18 protein-coding genes, 1 tRNA gene and 1 pseudogene are annotated in these 15,775 nt (G+C 60.9%); 8 read left to right on the forward strand and 12 right to left on the reverse strand.

From position 1 onward, the window contains the following. The first annotated feature begins 152 nt into the window (after positions 1-152). Positions 153-243 (forward strand) — tRNA-Ser (locus AC3A6M_RS19270). A 285-nt stretch (positions 244-528) separates the two neighbouring features. On the opposite strand, the pseudogene AC3A6M_RS19275 reads toward AC3A6M_RS19270, so the two are convergent. Then, positions 529-708: pseudogene (locus tag AC3A6M_RS19275) on the reverse strand (arsenical resistance protein ArsH); the annotation flags it as partial. Between the two features lie 268 nt (positions 709-976). On the opposite strand from AC3A6M_RS19275, the gene AC3A6M_RS19280 reads away from it, so the two are divergent. After that, entirely contained in the window at positions 977-1,708 is a 732-nt protein-coding gene (locus AC3A6M_RS19280) for a cytochrome b/b6 domain-containing protein (protein ID WP_487854341.1), read from the forward strand. 54 nt (positions 1,709-1,762) lie between these two features. Here AC3A6M_RS19280 and AC3A6M_RS19285 read toward each other — a convergent pair whose 3' ends face one another. The 7 genes from AC3A6M_RS19285 to AC3A6M_RS19315 form a co-directional block, all read right to left on the reverse strand. Beyond that, the gene (locus tag AC3A6M_RS19285) at positions 1,763-2,452 is read right to left on the reverse strand and encodes a VIT1/CCC1 transporter family protein (RefSeq protein ID WP_487854342.1); all 690 of its coding nucleotides are present in this window, start codon (positions 2,450-2,452) and stop codon (positions 1,763-1,765) included. A gap of 51 nt (positions 2,453-2,503) precedes the next feature. Continuing rightward, on the reverse strand, positions 2,504-5,041 hold the full coding sequence (locus AC3A6M_RS19290; protein ID WP_487854343.1) for a cation-translocating P-type ATPase: 2,538 nt from the start codon (positions 5,039-5,041) through the stop codon (positions 2,504-2,506). A gap of 103 nt (positions 5,042-5,144) precedes the next feature. Further along, positions 5,145-5,846, reverse strand: coding sequence for an MBL fold metallo-hydrolase (locus AC3A6M_RS19295; RefSeq protein ID WP_487854344.1), 702 nt, complete (start codon positions 5,844-5,846; stop codon positions 5,145-5,147). Positions 5,847-5,876: 30 nt separating this feature from the next. Then, positions 5,877-6,671 (reverse strand): sulfite exporter TauE/SafE family protein, encoded by a 795-nt coding sequence (locus tag AC3A6M_RS19300; protein WP_487854345.1) that lies wholly within the window; start codon positions 6,669-6,671, stop codon positions 5,877-5,879. A gap of 65 nt (positions 6,672-6,736) precedes the next feature. After that, entirely contained in the window at positions 6,737-7,171 is a 435-nt protein-coding gene (locus AC3A6M_RS19305) for a YeeE/YedE family protein (RefSeq protein ID WP_487854346.1), read from the reverse strand. 13 nt (positions 7,172-7,184) lie between these two features. Then, on the reverse strand, positions 7,185-7,616 hold the full coding sequence (locus AC3A6M_RS19310) for a YeeE/YedE family protein (protein ID WP_487854347.1): 432 nt from the start codon (positions 7,614-7,616) through the stop codon (positions 7,185-7,187). Further along, the gene (locus AC3A6M_RS19315; RefSeq protein ID WP_487854348.1) at positions 7,613-7,945 is read right to left on the reverse strand and encodes a metalloregulator ArsR/SmtB family transcription factor; all 333 of its coding nucleotides are present in this window, start codon (positions 7,943-7,945) and stop codon (positions 7,613-7,615) included. Before AC3A6M_RS19315 ends, AC3A6M_RS19310 begins: the two co-directional genes overlap by 4 nt. A 95-nt stretch (positions 7,946-8,040) precedes the next feature. Here AC3A6M_RS19315 and AC3A6M_RS19320 point away from each other — a divergent pair, with 95 nt between their 5' ends. Both AC3A6M_RS19320 and AC3A6M_RS19325 read left to right on the forward strand, forming a co-directional pair. Further along, a complete protein-coding gene (locus tag AC3A6M_RS19320; RefSeq protein ID WP_487854349.1) occupies positions 8,041-8,394 on the forward strand; it encodes a protein tyrosine phosphatase family protein in 354 nt (117 codons plus the stop codon). Positions 8,395-8,516: 122 nt separating this feature from the next. Further along, positions 8,517-8,813, forward strand: a complete 297-nt coding sequence (locus AC3A6M_RS19325; RefSeq protein WP_487854350.1) for a hypothetical protein — start codon at positions 8,517-8,519, stop codon at positions 8,811-8,813. A 72-nt stretch (positions 8,814-8,885) separates the two neighbouring features. Here the strand turns inward: AC3A6M_RS19325 and AC3A6M_RS19330 are convergent, their stop codons facing one another. The 4 genes from AC3A6M_RS19330 to AC3A6M_RS19345 form a co-directional block, all read right to left on the reverse strand. Then, positions 8,886-9,380, reverse strand: coding sequence for a DUF305 domain-containing protein (locus AC3A6M_RS19330; RefSeq protein ID WP_487854351.1), 495 nt, complete (start codon positions 9,378-9,380; stop codon positions 8,886-8,888). 80 nt (positions 9,381-9,460) lie between these two features. After that, positions 9,461-9,793, reverse strand: coding sequence for a four-helix bundle copper-binding protein (locus tag AC3A6M_RS19335; protein WP_487854352.1), 333 nt, complete (start codon positions 9,791-9,793; stop codon positions 9,461-9,463). A gap of 87 nt (positions 9,794-9,880) precedes the next feature. Next, positions 9,881-10,735: a copper resistance protein B gene (locus AC3A6M_RS19340; RefSeq protein WP_487854353.1), complete on the reverse strand. Its 855-nt coding sequence runs from the start codon at positions 10,733-10,735 to the stop codon at positions 9,881-9,883. A gap of 212 nt (positions 10,736-10,947) precedes the next feature. Then, on the reverse strand, positions 10,948-12,774 hold the full coding sequence (locus tag AC3A6M_RS19345) for a copper resistance system multicopper oxidase (protein ID WP_487854354.1): 1,827 nt from the start codon (positions 12,772-12,774) through the stop codon (positions 10,948-10,950). Positions 12,775-13,484: 710 nt separating this feature from the next. Here AC3A6M_RS19345 and AC3A6M_RS19350 point away from each other — a divergent pair. From AC3A6M_RS19350 to AC3A6M_RS19365, 4 genes are all read left to right on the forward strand, one after another. Further along, on the forward strand, positions 13,485-13,886 hold the full coding sequence (locus AC3A6M_RS19350; protein WP_487854355.1) for a DUF2946 family protein: 402 nt from the start codon (positions 13,485-13,487) through the stop codon (positions 13,884-13,886). 151 nt (positions 13,887-14,037) lie between these two features. Next, entirely contained in the window at positions 14,038-14,397 is a 360-nt protein-coding gene (locus AC3A6M_RS19355) for a copper-binding protein (RefSeq protein ID WP_487854356.1), read from the forward strand. 50 nt (positions 14,398-14,447) lie between these two features. Further along, positions 14,448-14,813: a copper homeostasis periplasmic binding protein CopC gene (copC, locus tag AC3A6M_RS19360; RefSeq protein ID WP_487854357.1), complete on the forward strand. Its 366-nt coding sequence runs from the start codon at positions 14,448-14,450 to the stop codon at positions 14,811-14,813. Continuing rightward, on the forward strand, positions 14,813-15,751 hold the full coding sequence (locus AC3A6M_RS19365; protein WP_487854358.1) for a copper resistance D family protein: 939 nt from the start codon (positions 14,813-14,815) through the stop codon (positions 15,749-15,751). The genes copC and AC3A6M_RS19365 overlap by 1 nt, the downstream gene beginning before the upstream one ends. Positions 15,752-15,775 lie beyond the last annotated feature (24 nt).

Below are 15,775 nucleotides of genomic sequence, written 5' to 3' on the forward strand. Positions count from 1 at the left end.
TCCTTTCCTCCCTTCGGACATATCCTAGGGGACATCTCTACTTTGCGGAGACGGGACATTACTACTTAGCACTAACACGTTGGACGGTTGCACTTGTACTGCTGGGAATCCTTGTTATAATAGGCGGCTTCGTAGCAATACGAACACCATCAGGAGAGATGGATGAGTGGTTTAAGTCGCACGCCTGGAAAGCGTGTATAGGTTCATAGCCTATCGGGGGTTCGAATCCCCCTCTCTCCGCCAAGATAAGAGTGAGAAAAGGGTCGTAAAGGAGCTTACCCCCCAAACGTCCCCCCTAAAAAAGTGAGATTGCGTGAGACAAGCGCAGTCCTAAAGCCCGCCCTGTGCGGGCTTTGTTGTTTTAGGGTAGTTGTTCCTGTCGAGCGCAAAGCTTGGCTGGCCGAGCATGGAATCGATACATTCTGACGAGGGAATCCATCGAACGCCCTCAACGCGAACGAGTGCCCAGCGCTGCCTGCCTCGGCCTTGATCGTCTTGGCCGCTACAGGGCTGCCCAGTGTAGCGGCGCTACAGTTTCCTGATCTGCCGGTCGATCGCCTTACGTGCCCGCTCGTTGCGCTCGCTGTAGCGGTCTGTCAGGTAGTCGGCACGGCCACGCAGAAGCAGTGTGAACTTAAACAGCTCTTCCATCACGTCGACCACGCGGTCGTAGTAGGCGGACGGACGCATGCGGCCGGCGTCGTCCCAGATGTCGACAGGTTTCTCCGCCACGCGAACATCAAGATCAGGGCCGCCAGCCCAATGCCAGTAGCCTGCGCGGATGCCCACGCAAACAGCGCTACCACAGGCCAAAAGGCGCGGCGTGGGAGGTACGATTTCATCGTTTTTAAATTTGACTTGGATCAAAGTTTTATACGCCTGTCTTGGACTCTAATTCAAGTATCTGTCTGACATGCGGAGTGCCACCACACCATGGTTGGCTCTAGCACAGGGAAAGTTACTAGGGGAGGTTTCGATGGCCACGAAGCAAATTTTAGGTGCTGAACTTGCTAAAGACCGATCAACAACTCACAAAATTCTCGTTTGGGATGCCCCTGTCCGGGTCTTTCATTGGCTCATGGTTCTAAGCTTCGCCGGAGCGTACATCACTGCCGAGAGAGACGATTGGCGCCTTGTACATGTCACGCTGGGCTATACAATGGCAGGCCTTGTAGTTTTCCGTATCGTCTGGGGTATCTTCGGCACACGCTATGCTCGGTTCACGGATTTTGTTCGTGGCCCAGGTAGCGTCTTGCGTTATTTCCGCGCCCTGTTTCGCGGCCGGCCGGAACATTACACTGGTCACAACCCGGCCGGGGCCGTGGCCATTTTGGCCTTGTTACTCTTGACTATTTTCGTGACCGGATCTGGTTGGGCTACGTACAACGACGTCGCTGGCGAGGCGATGGAGGAACTGCACGAAGTCATTGCTAACGTAATGTTGGCGGTCGTCGGGATCCACGTAGCGGGGGTGCTGCTAGGTAGTTGGAGGCACCGTGAAAACCTGGTTGGAGCTATGATCAGCGGTCGAAAGATCGGCAATCCTCAAGATAGAATACACAGCGAATGGCGCAGTGTAGCCGTCATCTTGCTTATCGCGGTGTTGGGCTTTTGGTGGCTTCAATGGAATAACGCACCAAGTAAAAATTTTTCCGCTGATAAACCTGCTTCCACGGCAAAGTCTAATGACCAGGACCATGACGATTGAGATAGCAGCAATGCTGGCAGTGTGACGTCTCTGGTGTCAACCAAAGTGTTCATGTCATACGCCTACATTGAAAGCGCTGCCGATGGCAACAGTAGATGCCATCGCCAAGGCACTCCAGCACGTGACGCGGATCGCCGCTGGCAGCGCAGGTGCGCCTCCGGTCCTTGCAGCCAGCGCCCCAAGTCCAGCCAGCCCGACAATAGTGGTAACGACCAGCACTGCAATCAACAGCTCGGCGGGGGTAATCGCGGTGATTGCTAAAGGGATAGCGGCACCAGCGGCAAAACTCAACGCAGAAGTGAGGGCGGCCTGTAGCGGGCGCGCCTGAGTGGTTTCGGAAATCCCCAATTCATCGCGGGCGTGGGTGCCGAGGGCGTCGTGCGCCATGAGCTGTATGGCAACCTGCCGTGCCAGATCCGTCTCCAGGCCGCGTTGCACGTAAATGGAAGTCAGTTCGCGCACCTCCGACTCGGGGGCGCGGGCCAACTCGGCTTTTTCCTGCTTGATCGACGCTTTTTCCGTGTCGGCTTGGGACGCCACCGAGACATACTCGCCGGTTGCCATCGACATGCTGCCGGCCACCAGCCCAGCGAACCCTGTCAACAGCATGTTGCTGTGGGAAGCATGGGCTGCAGCAATGCCGACCAGAAGGCTGGAGGTCGAGATGATGCCGTCGTTTGCGCCAAGTACGGCGGCGCGCAGCCACCCGAGGTGTTCGATACGGTGGGTCTCCTGATGCCTCATGCGGTTTTGCTCCCAATTGGAGAGGTGTTTGTATGACAAGACCAAGCTGGTTTAGGTCTCAGGTGCTGTGCTAAGTTGCTGATGGCGAAGTACATATTTCACTGCCTCGAACCAAAGGACGGCGAGTAACGCGCTACCGACGGCGACGACAAGCAGTGAGACCGGAGGTAAGATAAACGAGAAAAGACGCGCAATCGCCGGCGTGGCGAGCACAATGGCGAGCAATGCCACCGTCGCCAGGGCCATCCAGTTGAAGTAGCGATTGCCGGCCCGTTGTCCACGCCATGTAGAGCCATCCCAGGTGCGGTTCACGTAGATTAGGCCGACGTTGGACAGCACCAGCGCAGTGAAAGTCACCGCCCGTGCGACGTCATCAGAGCGCGCCTGGTGGCTACTCCACACATAGACGCCACACAGCAACGCTAGAAGGCCCGTACCCTGTGACAGCCCCCTGACCAGCACGGCGGTGTCGAAGAGCCGGTCGTCCGGTCGGCGCGGCTTGCCGCGCATCGCATCCCGTTCCGGTTCCTCCTCCTCGAACACCAGCGAGCAGCTCGGGTCGATGATCAGCTGAAGGAATAGGATATGGGCCGGCAGAAGCACCAGCGGCCAGCCGAGGATGACCGGCAGGATGGACAGGCCGACGATCGGCACGTGGACGGCGACCACGAACACGATCGCCTTGCGCAGGTTGGCGAAGATGCGCCGGCCATAACGCACTGCCGTCACGAGCGAGGAAAAATCGTCCTTCAGCAGCACTAGGCTGGCTGCCTCGCGGGCGACGTCGGTGCCGCGCGCGCCCATTGCGACCCCGATGTGGGCGGCCTTCAGGGCAGGCGCATCGTTGACGCCGTCGCCGGTCATGGCGACGACTTCCCCCCTGACTTTGAAGGCTTGTACCAGTCGCAGCTTGTGTTCGGGCTGGACGCGGCAGAAGATGTCCGTCGCCGCCAGCCGCTGCGCGAGCGCTTCGTCGTCCAGCAAGGCCAGCTCCGTGCCCGTCATCAGATTCCCGTTCGCGGGCAGCCCGGCCTGACGGGCGATGGACAGGGCGGTCGCCGGGTGGTCCCCAGTGATCATCACGACCCGGATGCCCGCCGCGCGGCATTCGGCGATGGCGGCCGGTACATTGTCGCGCACCGGGTCTTCCAGTCCGACCAAACCGAGGAAGCGGAACTCGAAATCGTGCTGGCTTTCCGGCAGCTCCCGCGCCGGGAACACCGCCCGCGCGACGCCGATGACGCGCAGTCCGCCAGCGGCCATTAGCGCGACCTGTTCGGCGATCCGGGCGGCGTGCCTGGCATCGAGGTGGCACAGGTCGACGATCGCTTCCGGCGCCCCCTTGGCCGCGATCATGCGCTCGGTCGTGTCCGGTGACTGCCATACCCGCGTCATCGCCAGCATCTGGCGCGACAGGGGATAGTCGTCGATCAGGGTCCAGTCCCGGTGCAAATGCTCGGTCTCGGCGAGCAGCACCTGGCCTGTCTCGGTGATGGCCGTTTCCATCGGATCGAAGGCGCGCCGGTGGCTGGCCAGCACGGCGTACTCCAGCAGGCTGTGAAAGGTTTCGGGGAACAGGGCGCCAGACGACCCTGCGGCCTCGTATTCCGCGCCTTCGCACCAGAGCTTGCGGACGATCATATGGTTGGTGGTAAGGGTCCCGGTCTTGTCCACGCACAGCACCGTCGTGGCGCCGAGCAGTTCGACGGCCGGTATGTTCCTGGCCAGCACGTCTTCCCGCGACAGGCGCCACGCGCCCAGTCCGAGGAACAGCGTCAGGACGACCGGCAGCTCCTCGGGAATGACCGCCATCGCCAGCGTCAATCCCGCCAGCAACGCATGCAGCCAGTCCCCACGCAGCGTCCCGTAGCCGAGCGCCAGCAGCGCCGCCAACGCGACGCCTGCCAGGGCCACAAACTTGACGATGCGCCGGGTCTCGAGCTGGATGGGTGTGCTTTCCCCGCCGAGGGCCGCCAGTGAGCGTCCGATCCTGCCGAGGGTGCTGCGCTCGCCGGTGGCGATGACCTCGCCGCGCGCGGTGCCCTGCGTGACCAGGGTCCCCGAGAACACGGCGGCGCCCGCATCCCCGCCTGATCCGGCATGCTTGGCCACCGGCACCGACTCGCCGGTGAGCATCGATTCGTCGACCGTCAGGTTCGACGATTCGCCCAAGCGGATGTCGGCCGGCACCCGGTCGCCTTCGGCAAGCAGGACGATGTCGCCGCGCACCAGTTCGCGGCCGGGAATCCGGCGCGCCCGGCCGCCGCGCAAGACCAGCGCGCGCGGGCTGGACAGGTCGCGCAAGGCGTCCAACGAGCGTTCTGTGCGGCGCTGCTGCACGAAGGTTATGCCCATCACCACAAACACGAAGCCCAGCAGCATCATCGCTTCCTGGCGGTCGCCCAATACCATGTAGATGGCGCCGCAGGCCACCAGCAGCAGAAACATCGGTTCGAGGACGACCTCGCGCAGCAGGCGCAATACGCTGCGCGGCTGCGAGGCCGGAAGCTCGTTGGGGCCATCTTCGCGGAGCCGCCGCCCGGCTTCCTCGTCGGTAAGCCCGGGAGGCTGGCCAGGCAGTGTGTCCATCCTGTTTGCCGGGTTCCCTGGTGTCTGTGCCTCGACACTAGCACGTTCCACAAGTGAGCCGCGTACGATCCTGCTCCACGGGCCGCCCTGGCGGGACGATAAATCAGGCGTCGTGCTGCAGTCCAAGGTTCCGGTTGGCCGGAACCGCGACATCGATCAGTTTCGGCTTGGGCAGGTTCAGTTCTCCCATCAGCCTAACGAAGTCTTCCCGGCTGCGGTTCGCCAGGCGGGCATTGTGGCGCTTTTCCCAGCCGATCGTGGACACCGACTGGCCCTTGTAGTCGTGCCCCGGCCACACGCGGGTGTCGTCGGGCAGAGTAAATAGCTTGCGCGTCACACTGTCGTATAGGGCGTGGGCGCTGCCGCTCTGAAAGTCGGTACGTCCACATCCGTCGATCAGCAGCGTATCGCCCGTGAACACGTTGCCACGCCAGACATAGCTCATGCTGCCGGCGGTATGCCCCGGCGTGTGCAGTACGCGGATTTCCTCGCCAGTCCCGAAGAAGATCACGTCGCCATCCTTCAACTGCACCTCGGCCGGGGCGATGCCGCAACCGCTTGGAACCGCGGCCACTGCACCCGTCAGCTGGCACAGCCTGCCAGCCGAGGTCACGTGATCGGCGTGAGCGTGCGTCTCAAGCACATAACGCAGCTTCAAGCCCAGGCGCTGGAGATGCTGGAGGTCGCGTTCCTGGTGGTGCTCCACGGGATCGATGATGATCGCTTCCTTTTCGCCCGATGCAACCAAGATGTAAGTGAAGGTGGAAGATTCAGTATCGAACAGCTGGATTGGGTTCAGGTTCATCTCGTTCTCCGAAAAGTCCAAGTAATGCAGTCAAGAGAGCAGGGCCTTGGCGACCATGCCGAGCGCGACCAAGGCCGACACCACGGCAAACGCTTTTTGCAAAGCAGGGCCTGCAATTCTGGCTGCGAGCGAACGGCCGCCGAGCATCCCAACGAGGGCACCGCCCGCGAATGGCGCCGCAGTAGACCAATCGATGCCTCCCTGCGCTGCCGAGGTGGCGACCCCGGTGACGGAAATGATGGCGATGACGGCAAGAGAGGTGGTCACCGCCGACTTCACCGTGAGGTCGGTATAGCGTTGTAGGGCAGGTACCACCACGAAGCCACCGCCGACCCCGAGCAGCCCAGAGAGAAGGCCGGCAAGCGAGCCTGACAAGCCCAGCGCCCGCATGCATGGGCGGGTCCAGACGAAGCGGCCAGTCTGTTCGCTGCGCACGCATAGGAGCTTGTCCGGGACTTGCGCTGCCGCCGGTCCAGCGGACTGGCGCCAGGTTCTGAAAGCGACGTAAAGCAGTGTCATGGCAAATAGAAGACTTAGCCAGCGGCCGTCCACCAGGCGCGCTGCCCACAGGCCGATCGGCGACAAGAGCATGCCAGCTGCTGCGATCAGGAGCGCAGCGCGGTAGCGCACCTGTCCATCCCGTAGCCCAAGGACCGCACCCAAGGCGGCTGCCATTCCAACCGCCAGCAGGCCGATCGGCCCGGCCTCGGCGACACTGATCCCGGTTCCAAATACCAGCAGGGGCACGGCAAGAATGCCGCCCCCGGCGCCAGTCAGCGCCAGGATCAGCCCGACGACAAGACCGAGCAGGGGGGGCGTCAGCATGGCGTACTCGCGTACCGCGGCGCGGCGCGGGGTACCTCAAGCTTGTTCGCGTATGCGCCCATGGCTTAGGCGTTCTCAACCGAGCGCTCACTAATTCGCTCGAACATCTCGAACAGGCCCATGCCTGCCAGCATGGCGAGCGCAAAGATCCAAGACTTGGCATCGCCAGTGGCCAGCGAGGCCAGCGCGGGGCCAGGGCAGTATCCTGCCAGGCCCCAGCCGGCACCAAAGGCCAGCGAACCCAGCACGAGGCGCCGGTCGATCCCGGTCACAGTCGGCATGCGCATGGCTTCCCCCAGCAGTGATCGCTCGCGCTTGGCGGCAAAGCGGAATGCGACTAGTCCGACCAAGATTGCACCCCCCATGACAAAGGCCAGTGACGGATCCCAAGTCCCGGCGAGGTCGAGAAAACCAATGACTTTCGCTGGATTGGTCATGCCGGAGACAATCAGGCCGATGCCGAAAGCCAGCCCTACAATCAATGCCGTCAAGATGTTCATATCGATGTCCAGATTAAGCGTTGAGGTGGCGCATCACGAAGACGATGGTGAAGCCAGCGAGCATGAATGCCACGGTGGCGGCCAGTGAACGTGGCGACTGCCGCGACAGGCCGCATACGCCATGCCCGCTGGTACAGCCAGCTCCATAGCGGGTTCCCAAGCCGACCAGCAGTCCGGCCAAGGTCAGGGTCAGGTTGTCAGCTGCGACCGTGGTAACAGGCAGTTCTGCAAACGTTACGTAGGCGAGCGGAGCACCAATCAGGCCTAGCAAGAAAGCCAAACGCCAACCAATGTCACCGCGCGCAGGGCGGAGCAGGCCGCCGAGAATGCCGCTGATGCCGGCGATCCGGCCATTGAACAGCACGAACGCAGCCGCAGCGGCGCCAATGATCAGGCCGCCTGCAAGTGAAGTCCAAGGTGTGAAGTGGGTCCAGTCCATGTTCATGTTTTGACTCCTTGGGTCGGCAGGCAGAACTGCTCGTACAGGACCTGCATGACCGCCAGCGCTTCACTACTGTCGATACGGTAGAAGATTTGCTTTCCTTCGCGGCGCGTACTGACCAGCTTTTCCTCGCGCAGCACGCCAAGCTGCTGGGACAGCGTCGGTTGTGCGATCCCCAGCAAAGTCTCTAGATCGCTGACGCAGTATTCACCTTGCGTCAGCTGGCACAGCAGCATCAGACGGTCGGGATTGCCCAGTACTTTAAGAAGTGCGCAAGCCTGCGCCGCCGCCGCTCGCATTTCGTGCAAATTGAGTTGTTGTGTGTCTGGCATAGCTCACCTCATTTAATCTACTGAGATACATTATATCGACGCACAATATATATTTCAATATACTGTAGTTTTCTATTGATGCACAGGAGAGCACCATGACCATCCGTTACCTCAGCAAAGACTATGCGGTGGGACCACAGATCAGTCCGGCAGATGTCGCCGATTTGAAGGAGCAGGGCTTCGCCGCGCTAGTCTGCAACAGGCCAGATGGCGAGGGTGGCGGTCAGCCGTCGTTCGCGGAGATCGCCGCTGAAGCGCACAAGCACGGCCTGCAGGCGCTGCATCTGCCCGTCATTCCGGGCAAGATCACGTTAGCTGACTGCGATGCCTTTGCCGCGCTGTACGAGGCGGCGCCAAAGCCATTGTTTGGATTCTGCCGAACGGGCATGCGCGCAGAGACGCTCTGGTCCCAAACGCGAAACCGCCTGCAAATCAGCTCGAAAGCTTGACGGTACTGGCCGGTGACGCCTGTTGTACCTTTGGCGTCACGCTGACACCATAGCGCTGAACTGTCGAGCCTTTGTCAACCCTGCCGCCTATTACAGGCGGACAAGGGGGATCGAGGGGCGGTATGGAAATGCCGATCCGCGAAAATACCTTGCCGATGATGACCGGCGAAGGTCCGTTCGGCGGCGTCGAGATGGGCGGCATGTTCACCGTGCTGAAGGTACGCAAGGACCAGAAGCGCGGCGACTACTCCGATTCGGGTTGGTACAAGCACCCGGCGGGAACCATGGCGTACGAGTGGATCGGCCAGCTACCGGAGCCTGCTCGCACCGGGGACGCTGGACGAAGCCTGATGCCACCCAAGCACAAGCTGGACGTGGAGCTGCAGGTCCGCAAGCCTGTGGGCCATCCCGACCGTTAAGACACATCACGGTCGCAGCATATCGGGCGCCAACGCACATGAGCTGTTGGCGCACTCGTCCACATCTAGCACTTAGTGTTTTGCTTCCAGATCATGGATGTAATCCTTCATCTCACCGATCTCTTTTTTTTGTGCGGCGATGATGCCGTCCGCCAGTTTGCGAACCCTTGGGTCGGTAATGTTCGCACGTTCGCTCGTCAGGATGGCGATGGAGTGGTGGGGAATCATGGCCTTCATATATGCCACATCGCCTACCGTCGCTTGGCTGCGCACCAGCCAGAGTGATACGAAAAATACCAGGAGGCTTCCCGCGAGAATTCCGACATTAGTTCCTTTATTCGGATACATCTTCCACATGAACGCGAGCATCACGAAGGCCATTGTGGCGCCCATGATAAGTGCCATGAAGGCCCTCGTTTCACTGAAGAAGACATGGTCGACGGAATAGGTATTCAGGTACATCAGCCCAAACATAATGACGGTTCCAGCCAGGATCATTTGAGCGAATGTCGTATATTTCATTGTTGCCATTCCATGCTCTTTAGTAGGCGCGTGCGATTCTTCCATTGGTTCCCCCTTCCGAACTGATCGATACAAACGGCGCCGAGATACCATGAGTCGGCGCCAGATACCTTACCTGCGAATCCTCAAGCCGCCGCCCCCATTCGCCGACACTCTTCGGCGCAGCGCCGGCAAGCGGCCGCGCAATCCTGGCAATGCTGCGCCTGATGCTTGGCGCATTCGTCACCGCACGCCTGGCACACCTGGGCGCAGAGCTGGCAGAGCGCTCCCGCGAAGTCGCTGCCCCTGGCCATGAAGGCGGCAGCCAGGCGGCAGATCTGGGCGCAGTCCATGTCGAGCGCGATGCAGCGCGCCATCATCTTGACGTCGTCTTCCTGCAGGCAGGCTGTCGAGCACATATCACATGCGTCGGCACAGGCATTGCAGGCATCGATACAGGATTGATACTGTTGTTGCATGATGTTCTCCTTGAATGGTTTGCGAATACCCTTTCAAGACGTCGCCTTGGAAGTCGCAGGGCGGGGCATGGCCGACCTGCTTCGTTATCAGAACCAGAGTCGTACGCCACCCACTACCTGGAAGGTCTTGCTCCGCTCGCCCCTTGCCCTCGCATAGTCAGCGGTGTCTCCGAAATTTCGGACCCAGGTCACACCGATATACGGAGCGAACTGTCGTCGGATTTCGTAGCGCAGGCGCAGGCCAAGTTCAAAGTCGGACCGGCCACTTCCTATCCCTCTTGCCGGATCATTCTTGCTGTACAGGTTCGCCTCGACTTCCGGCTCGAGGATGAGACGCTGGGTGAACAAAAGTTCGTATCGCACGTTGATGCGGGCAGCTAGACCTCCACCGGATCGCAGGTAGGCCGTTGCCGTAGTATCGAACCAGTAAGGCGCCAGTCCGCGGACCCCGAATGCCGCCCAGGTGCGGGAATCACCACCGCCGGTGTCGTGGCGCACGCCGAGTTGGGTGCTCCAGAACGGCGCGATCGCGTGGTCCCATAGGGCTTCCTTGCGCAGCGACTGCAGGTGCCCATCGCTGCGTTCGCCCTCAGTCTTCAGCCATAACTTGTCCCAGTCGTTGCCGTACCAGGCTTCGAGATCGATGTTCTGCCCGTGCTCACCGTCGCCCTTCGCGTATTCGAGCTTGTCGAACAGGACCCGTCCAAAGCGCGCCTCATCGTTCATCTCGTTTCCCGGCAGGTGAGCATGTTTGGTGCCCTCGGCGTAGGCGTCGGGATCCCGTGCGTCAGACGGCGGGCTGCCTCCCTGCATCGGTCCCATCGTCATGCCGTGCGCCATGCCGGCCATCGAGCCGGTGGCGGCGTTGTCCTGCCGGGGTGCAGCAGGCTTTGCGCCCTGGGGCTGGGCACCCGAGGCATGATTCATTTGCGTGTGGTCCATCCCCGAATGGTCCATCCCCGAATGATCCATGCCAGCGTGGTCTGTCTCTTTGGGCTTCCCGTCCTGCTGAGGGCTGGTCTTTGCAGATCCGTGCGAGTGAGCTGTCTCGTCAGTTTTCTGAGGCTCCGCAGTCTGGGCGGATGCGACACCTGCGGTCGTCAAACCAAAAACGAGCAGTGAGGCTGCTGTGCCAAGTGTTGACATTGGCTTTCTCATGACACCACGACCTCCCTGAACATGCCGGCTTCCATGTGATACAGCAGGTGACAGTGGTAGGCCCAGTGACCCAGAGCGTCGGCGGTCACCCTGTAAGTGATGCGCTGGGCAGGTTGCACATTGATTGTGTGTTTTCGGACCAGGAACTCGCCGTCCGGCGATTCCAGCTCGCTCCACATCCCATGCAGGTGGATCGGGTGGTTCATCATCGTGTCGTTGACCAGAACGATACGCAGTCGCTCGCCGTGCCGGAAATGGATCGGCTTCGAGTCCGAGAATTTCTGGCCATCGAAGGACCAGATGAAGCGATCCATATTGCCGGTCAGGTGCAGCTCGATGTCGCGCGTCGGTTCGCGGTCGTCGATCGGACCGCCAATCGTGCGCAGGTCCGCGTAGGTCAGCACTCGTCTTCCATTGTTGCGGAGATTTACCCCAGGATCGTCGAGGTTGGTACGGGGCATGTCCACGTGCATGTCGACGCCGGGACCGTATTCGGTACGGGCGTGTGTGACCTTCGGCGCTGCGCCATGACCGCCGTGCTGCATCTGGCCGTGGTCCATCGCGCCGTGGGACATGCCCGCCATGTCGTGTCCCTGCATGCTGTGCATGTCGTGGGTAGGCGCCTTACCGTCCTGCTCCATGCTGGACATGTTCTTCACGCCCGGCATTGCCATGGCCCCCATCATGTCATGCATGGCCAGCCACTCTGGCGGATCCATCTCCGGTACTGGAGCGGACATGCCGGCGCGCGACGCAAGCGTAGCGCGGACGAAGCCGGACCTTCCGATCGATTGGGCAAAGATGGTGTACGCCTTGTCTTCGACCGGTTCGACCAACACGTCGTAGGTCTCCGCAACCGATATGCGGAACTCGTCGACCGTCACAGGCTCGACATCCTGGCCGTCCGCGGAGATCACGGTCATCTTCAGCCCAGGTATGCGCACGTCGAAGATCGTCGTCGCGGCACCGTTGATAAAACGTAGCCTGAGCTTTTCACCCGGATGGAACAACCCAGTCCAGTTCTTTTCTGCAGTCGCACCATTGATCAGATAGGCCAGCGCCGTGCCAAGGTTGCGGCTGGCGGTGACGTCACTGAAGTCGGTCGGCAGCATACGCATCTGGTTCCACATTTTGCGCTTGTCGAGCGCGGCAGCCAGACCGTTCTTCCGAACGTCGCCTAGGAACTGGCCAACAGTCGGCTGGTTGGTATTGAAGAAGTCACTCATCTTCTTGAGCTTGGCGAACACCTTCGCCGGATCGCCATCGACCCAATCCGACAGCATGACCACATAGTCGCGGTCCGCCTTGACTCGCTCGCCGCCCTTGGGTTCAATCACGATCGGGCCAAACAGTCCGCTCTGCTCCTGAAATGCCGAGTGGCCGTGGTACCAGTAGGTCCCGCTTTGCTTGACCTCGAATCGGTACACGAAGGTCTGGCCCGGCGGAATTCCACTGAAGCTGATGCCGGGAACACCATCCATTTCCGCTGGCACCAGGATGCCGTGCCAGTGGATCGAGCTTGTTACGGCCAGACGGTTGGTCACCCGCAAGGTCACCTTGTCGCCCTCGCGCCAGTACAGGATCGGTGCCGGCACCTGTCCGTTGACCGAAACGGCGACTTGCGGCGCACCGCTGTAATTGACCGGCGCCGGAACTATCTCGAGATCGAATTCCGTACCGCGCAAGATCCTCTGGCTTTCCTGCCCCGCGGCGAACAGCCGTGAAGGCGCGAGACCTGTCAGGGCAGCGGTAGCCCCGGCTCCCAGCAAAAGTCGTCGGCGCCAAGCGTTGACGGCACCGGCGATCGACACGCTGTGTTGCATGACTTCCCCTCAATGATGTATGGATGTGGCTGCTCGATTGCCCCGCTAGTGGCCGCGATCTGATGCATCAGCCGGAACGAGATTGCTCCACGCTTCCTGCGTTCCTCTTGGCATCGGAACCGGCTGGACGACTGGAGGACGTCGACAGCGAACGACGGTGACGGGAGCAGACCTGCCTCAGCCGGTTGGGGAATTACAGGCGCGGCGGCCTTTCTATACGAGAGGGGATCCATCCCGAGAAAGAAGAGACCAGAGAGAGGTAGTCGCTGGCGAAGTGCTCAACCGGGCTATTGGCGGCGGTAACGGGAGGCGGTGCCGACGCTCCAACGCTACAGGCGCTGCAGGCCCGACACGAGGAATGCTTCTGGTGCCCGCCCTGGTCGCAAGGCATCTTGTGATGAGCGACGGCGGCACTGGCATGTTCCTGAGCCAGCGGCTGGGCCGACGACATCATCATCATGTCAACATCCATGACCCCGGCGCCAACGTTTGCTATCGAGGTATGCGCCATCGTACATGAGAACTTGATCGCGGCCGCGATGCCCTGCACGGGCAGCGACGCGATAAGTATCCACAACAAGAGGACTCGGACGAAGGAACGCATATAAATTAATCTAGCACATGCAAAAATGACATAAGGGCACGATACGGCGTCGCAACATACCGAACACCCGGACAAGCGATGCTGTCGCGTATGCTAGAATCGCCGCGTGAAAGCCATCCTGAAAGTCCTGATCGTCTGGATGACGTTGCTGGCGGTGCCGCTCCAAGGTTTCGCTTCTGCAACGATGTCTCTGTGTGCGCCGCCAGCGGCTGCCGCACAGGATCCTCACGACCACGAATCGATGGCAAGCGATACCGATGCGTCTGGTGCTCATGCGCATGATCAGCACGCTGAACCGACCATGCAGGCAGATCATCACCCGGCGGAGCATCATCACACGGGTAAGTGTGCGACCTGTGCCACATGCGGTTCGTGTGTGTCGATGGCGCCTGCGTTCGTTGCCGTCGTTCCTGCATCGGCCTTACCTTCCTCCATTACGGTTCCCTTCGACCAGCAAATCCTGCCATTGGTCTACCTTGCGCTCCCCGAGCGACCTCCACGCGCCTGACCGTTCACACCGCTGAAGCTTCGTTCGTGCCGTGGCACGGACACGCCCGGCCATGCCTCTCATATCTGTAACCGAAAAGGACCGCGTCAGGCCCACAGCGCCTTTGCGCGTCCACAGCAATCAACAATTTTTGAATGTTTTGGAGTTTCAAATGACCCGTATTTCTTCCGTGTTTACCGCCCTCGTCATGTCCGCCGGTCTTGCACTGGCAGCGGCCAATGCATCCGCGCAGATGCACGACCACGCCCAACACAATGCCGCACCTGCCGCCTCGCAGGATGACGCGAATGCGCTGGCCGACGGCGAGGTAAAGAAGGTCGACAAGGACACCGGCAAGCTGACCGTCCAGCATGGTCCGCTGGCCAATCTCGGCATGCCCGGCATGACGATGGTGTTCAAAGTGCAGGAGCTGGCCATGCTCGACCAGGTGAAAGCCGGGGACAAGATCCGGCTGCGTGTCGAGCGCCTCAACGGTACGTACACCGTGACCAAGCTGGAAGCCGCCAACTGAGGCCCAGCCTGATCCGCGCGTCGCCTTCACCAAACAAATCAGGAGTACACATGTCCATCAAACGCTTTCTGGCCGTGACCACCTTTGTGCTTTCAAGCGCCGTTACCTCGTCCGCGTTCGCGCACGCCAAGCTGCAATCGTCCGACCCTCAGGCTGGCAGCATGCTCGATACGGCACCAAAGCAGGTCCGACTCAAGTTCAATGAGGCGCTCGAGCCGGCGTTCAGCAAGATTAAGGTAACCGGCCCTCAGAACAGCGAAATTCCTGTCACCGCTACCACCGTCGACAAGGCAGACCCCACAGTCATGACGGCGCCGTTGCCAGCGCTGTCCAGCGGCGAATACCACATCCAGTGGTCGACGATGACCCATGACGGCCACAAGGTGAAGGGCGAAGTCACGTTCAAGGTCAAGTGATGGGGCTGGGCCTGGAAACAGTCCAGCACCTTCTCACTGCGCTGCTAAACCTGACAATAGCGGTGCTGACGGGGGCGAGCGTGTCGCGCTTGTGGCTCCGCCACGATGCATCCGACTGGTCCGAGGTTCGTCGCCAGCCTGTCCACAGGCTCGGCATCGCCAGCGTCGTGGTGGCGCTGGCCGCAAACGTTGCCTTGCTGTGGGTCGAATCCGCGGCGATGGCCGAAGTCCCTGTCGCGGAAGCGGCCGGCGCCACCTGGTCCATGCTGAGTTCCACGCATCTCGGATTCGCCTGGTCGATCGGGATGATGGGACTGGTCGTTGCCGCTGCTGGCGCAATCATTCGGAGCGAGCGCAGTTCCGGGCCAGCGCTGCTGACCCTGATGGCGCTCGGCGTGTTCTGGTACACACGCAGCATGGTGAGCCATGCGGCAGGCGAGGGCGACTTCAGCGTACGCCTGCTGGCCGATTGGATTCACCTCGGCCTGATCAGCCTGTGGGTCGGGGAGGTGATTTTGTCCGGCGGGGTCATGTTGCGAACAGCAGATAACATGAACACCGCCGACAGGCGCGCCCGGGCAGCTTACGTGGCGTCTTTGTCCAGTTCGGCGACCTTCGCCTTGATCGGCATTTTCATCACCGGCTTGTATGCGAGTTGGCGCAGCTTGGACGGATTCAGCAATCTGTTTGGCAACCCCTATGGCAACACCCTCGTCGCAAAGCTGCTGCTCGTGGGTGCTGCGGCAATGCTGGGCGGCGTTAATCGCTTTATCGTGATGCCGCCATGGCTCGCCAAAGAATCTGCTGGTGAGTCCGCGCCAGAGGTCTTGCCGATGCGGTTCAGGCGCATACTTTGGATCGAAGCACTGGTACTGGTGGTGGTGGTCGTGTTGGCGGCCTGGTTCGCATCGACTTCACCGCCTGGCGAACAGATGTAGGTCGCCCCAATCATTAGCAATCAG

The sequence above is a fragment of the Telluria sp. Soil_C_11 genome (genome assembly GCF_057657395.1).

Coding starts and splice junctions, on each gene's coding strand:
- AC3A6M_RS19280 (WP_487854341.1), top strand. CDS start 977: ATGGCCACGAAGCAAATTTTAGGTGCTGAACTTGCTAAAGACCGATCA.
- AC3A6M_RS19285 (WP_487854342.1), bottom strand. CDS start 2,452: ATGAGGCATCAGGAGACCCACCGTATCGAACACCTCGGGTGGCTGCGC.
- AC3A6M_RS19290 (WP_487854343.1), bottom strand. CDS start 5,041: ATGGACACACTGCCTGGCCAGCCTCCCGGGCTTACCGACGAGGAAGCC.
- AC3A6M_RS19295 (WP_487854344.1), bottom strand. CDS start 5,846: ATGAACCTGAACCCAATCCAGCTGTTCGATACTGAATCTTCCACCTTC.
- AC3A6M_RS19300 (WP_487854345.1), bottom strand. CDS start 6,671: ATGCTGACGCCCCCCCTGCTCGGTCTTGTCGTCGGGCTGATCCTGGCG.
- AC3A6M_RS19305 (WP_487854346.1), bottom strand. CDS start 7,171: ATGAACATCTTGACGGCATTGATTGTAGGGCTGGCTTTCGGCATCGGC.
- AC3A6M_RS19310 (WP_487854347.1), bottom strand. CDS start 7,616: ATGAACATGGACTGGACCCACTTCACACCTTGGACTTCACTTGCAGGC.
- AC3A6M_RS19315 (WP_487854348.1), bottom strand. CDS start 7,945: ATGCCAGACACACAACAACTCAATTTGCACGAAATGCGAGCGGCGGCG.
- AC3A6M_RS19320 (WP_487854349.1), top strand. CDS start 8,041: ATGACCATCCGTTACCTCAGCAAAGACTATGCGGTGGGACCACAGATC.
- AC3A6M_RS19325 (WP_487854350.1), top strand. CDS start 8,517: ATGGAAATGCCGATCCGCGAAAATACCTTGCCGATGATGACCGGCGAA.
- AC3A6M_RS19330 (WP_487854351.1), bottom strand. CDS start 9,380: ATGGAAGAATCGCACGCGCCTACTAAAGAGCATGGAATGGCAACAATG.
- AC3A6M_RS19335 (WP_487854352.1), bottom strand. CDS start 9,793: ATGCAACAACAGTATCAATCCTGTATCGATGCCTGCAATGCCTGTGCC.
- AC3A6M_RS19340 (WP_487854353.1), bottom strand. CDS start 10,735: ATGGACCACACGCAAATGAATCATGCCTCGGGTGCCCAGCCCCAGGGC.
- AC3A6M_RS19345 (WP_487854354.1), bottom strand. CDS start 12,774: ATGCAACACAGCGTGTCGATCGCCGGTGCCGTCAACGCTTGGCGCCGA.
- AC3A6M_RS19355 (WP_487854356.1), top strand. CDS start 14,038: ATGACCCGTATTTCTTCCGTGTTTACCGCCCTCGTCATGTCCGCCGGT.
- copC (WP_487854357.1), top strand. CDS start 14,448: ATGTCCATCAAACGCTTTCTGGCCGTGACCACCTTTGTGCTTTCAAGC.
- AC3A6M_RS19365 (WP_487854358.1), top strand. CDS start 14,813: ATGGGGCTGGGCCTGGAAACAGTCCAGCACCTTCTCACTGCGCTGCTA.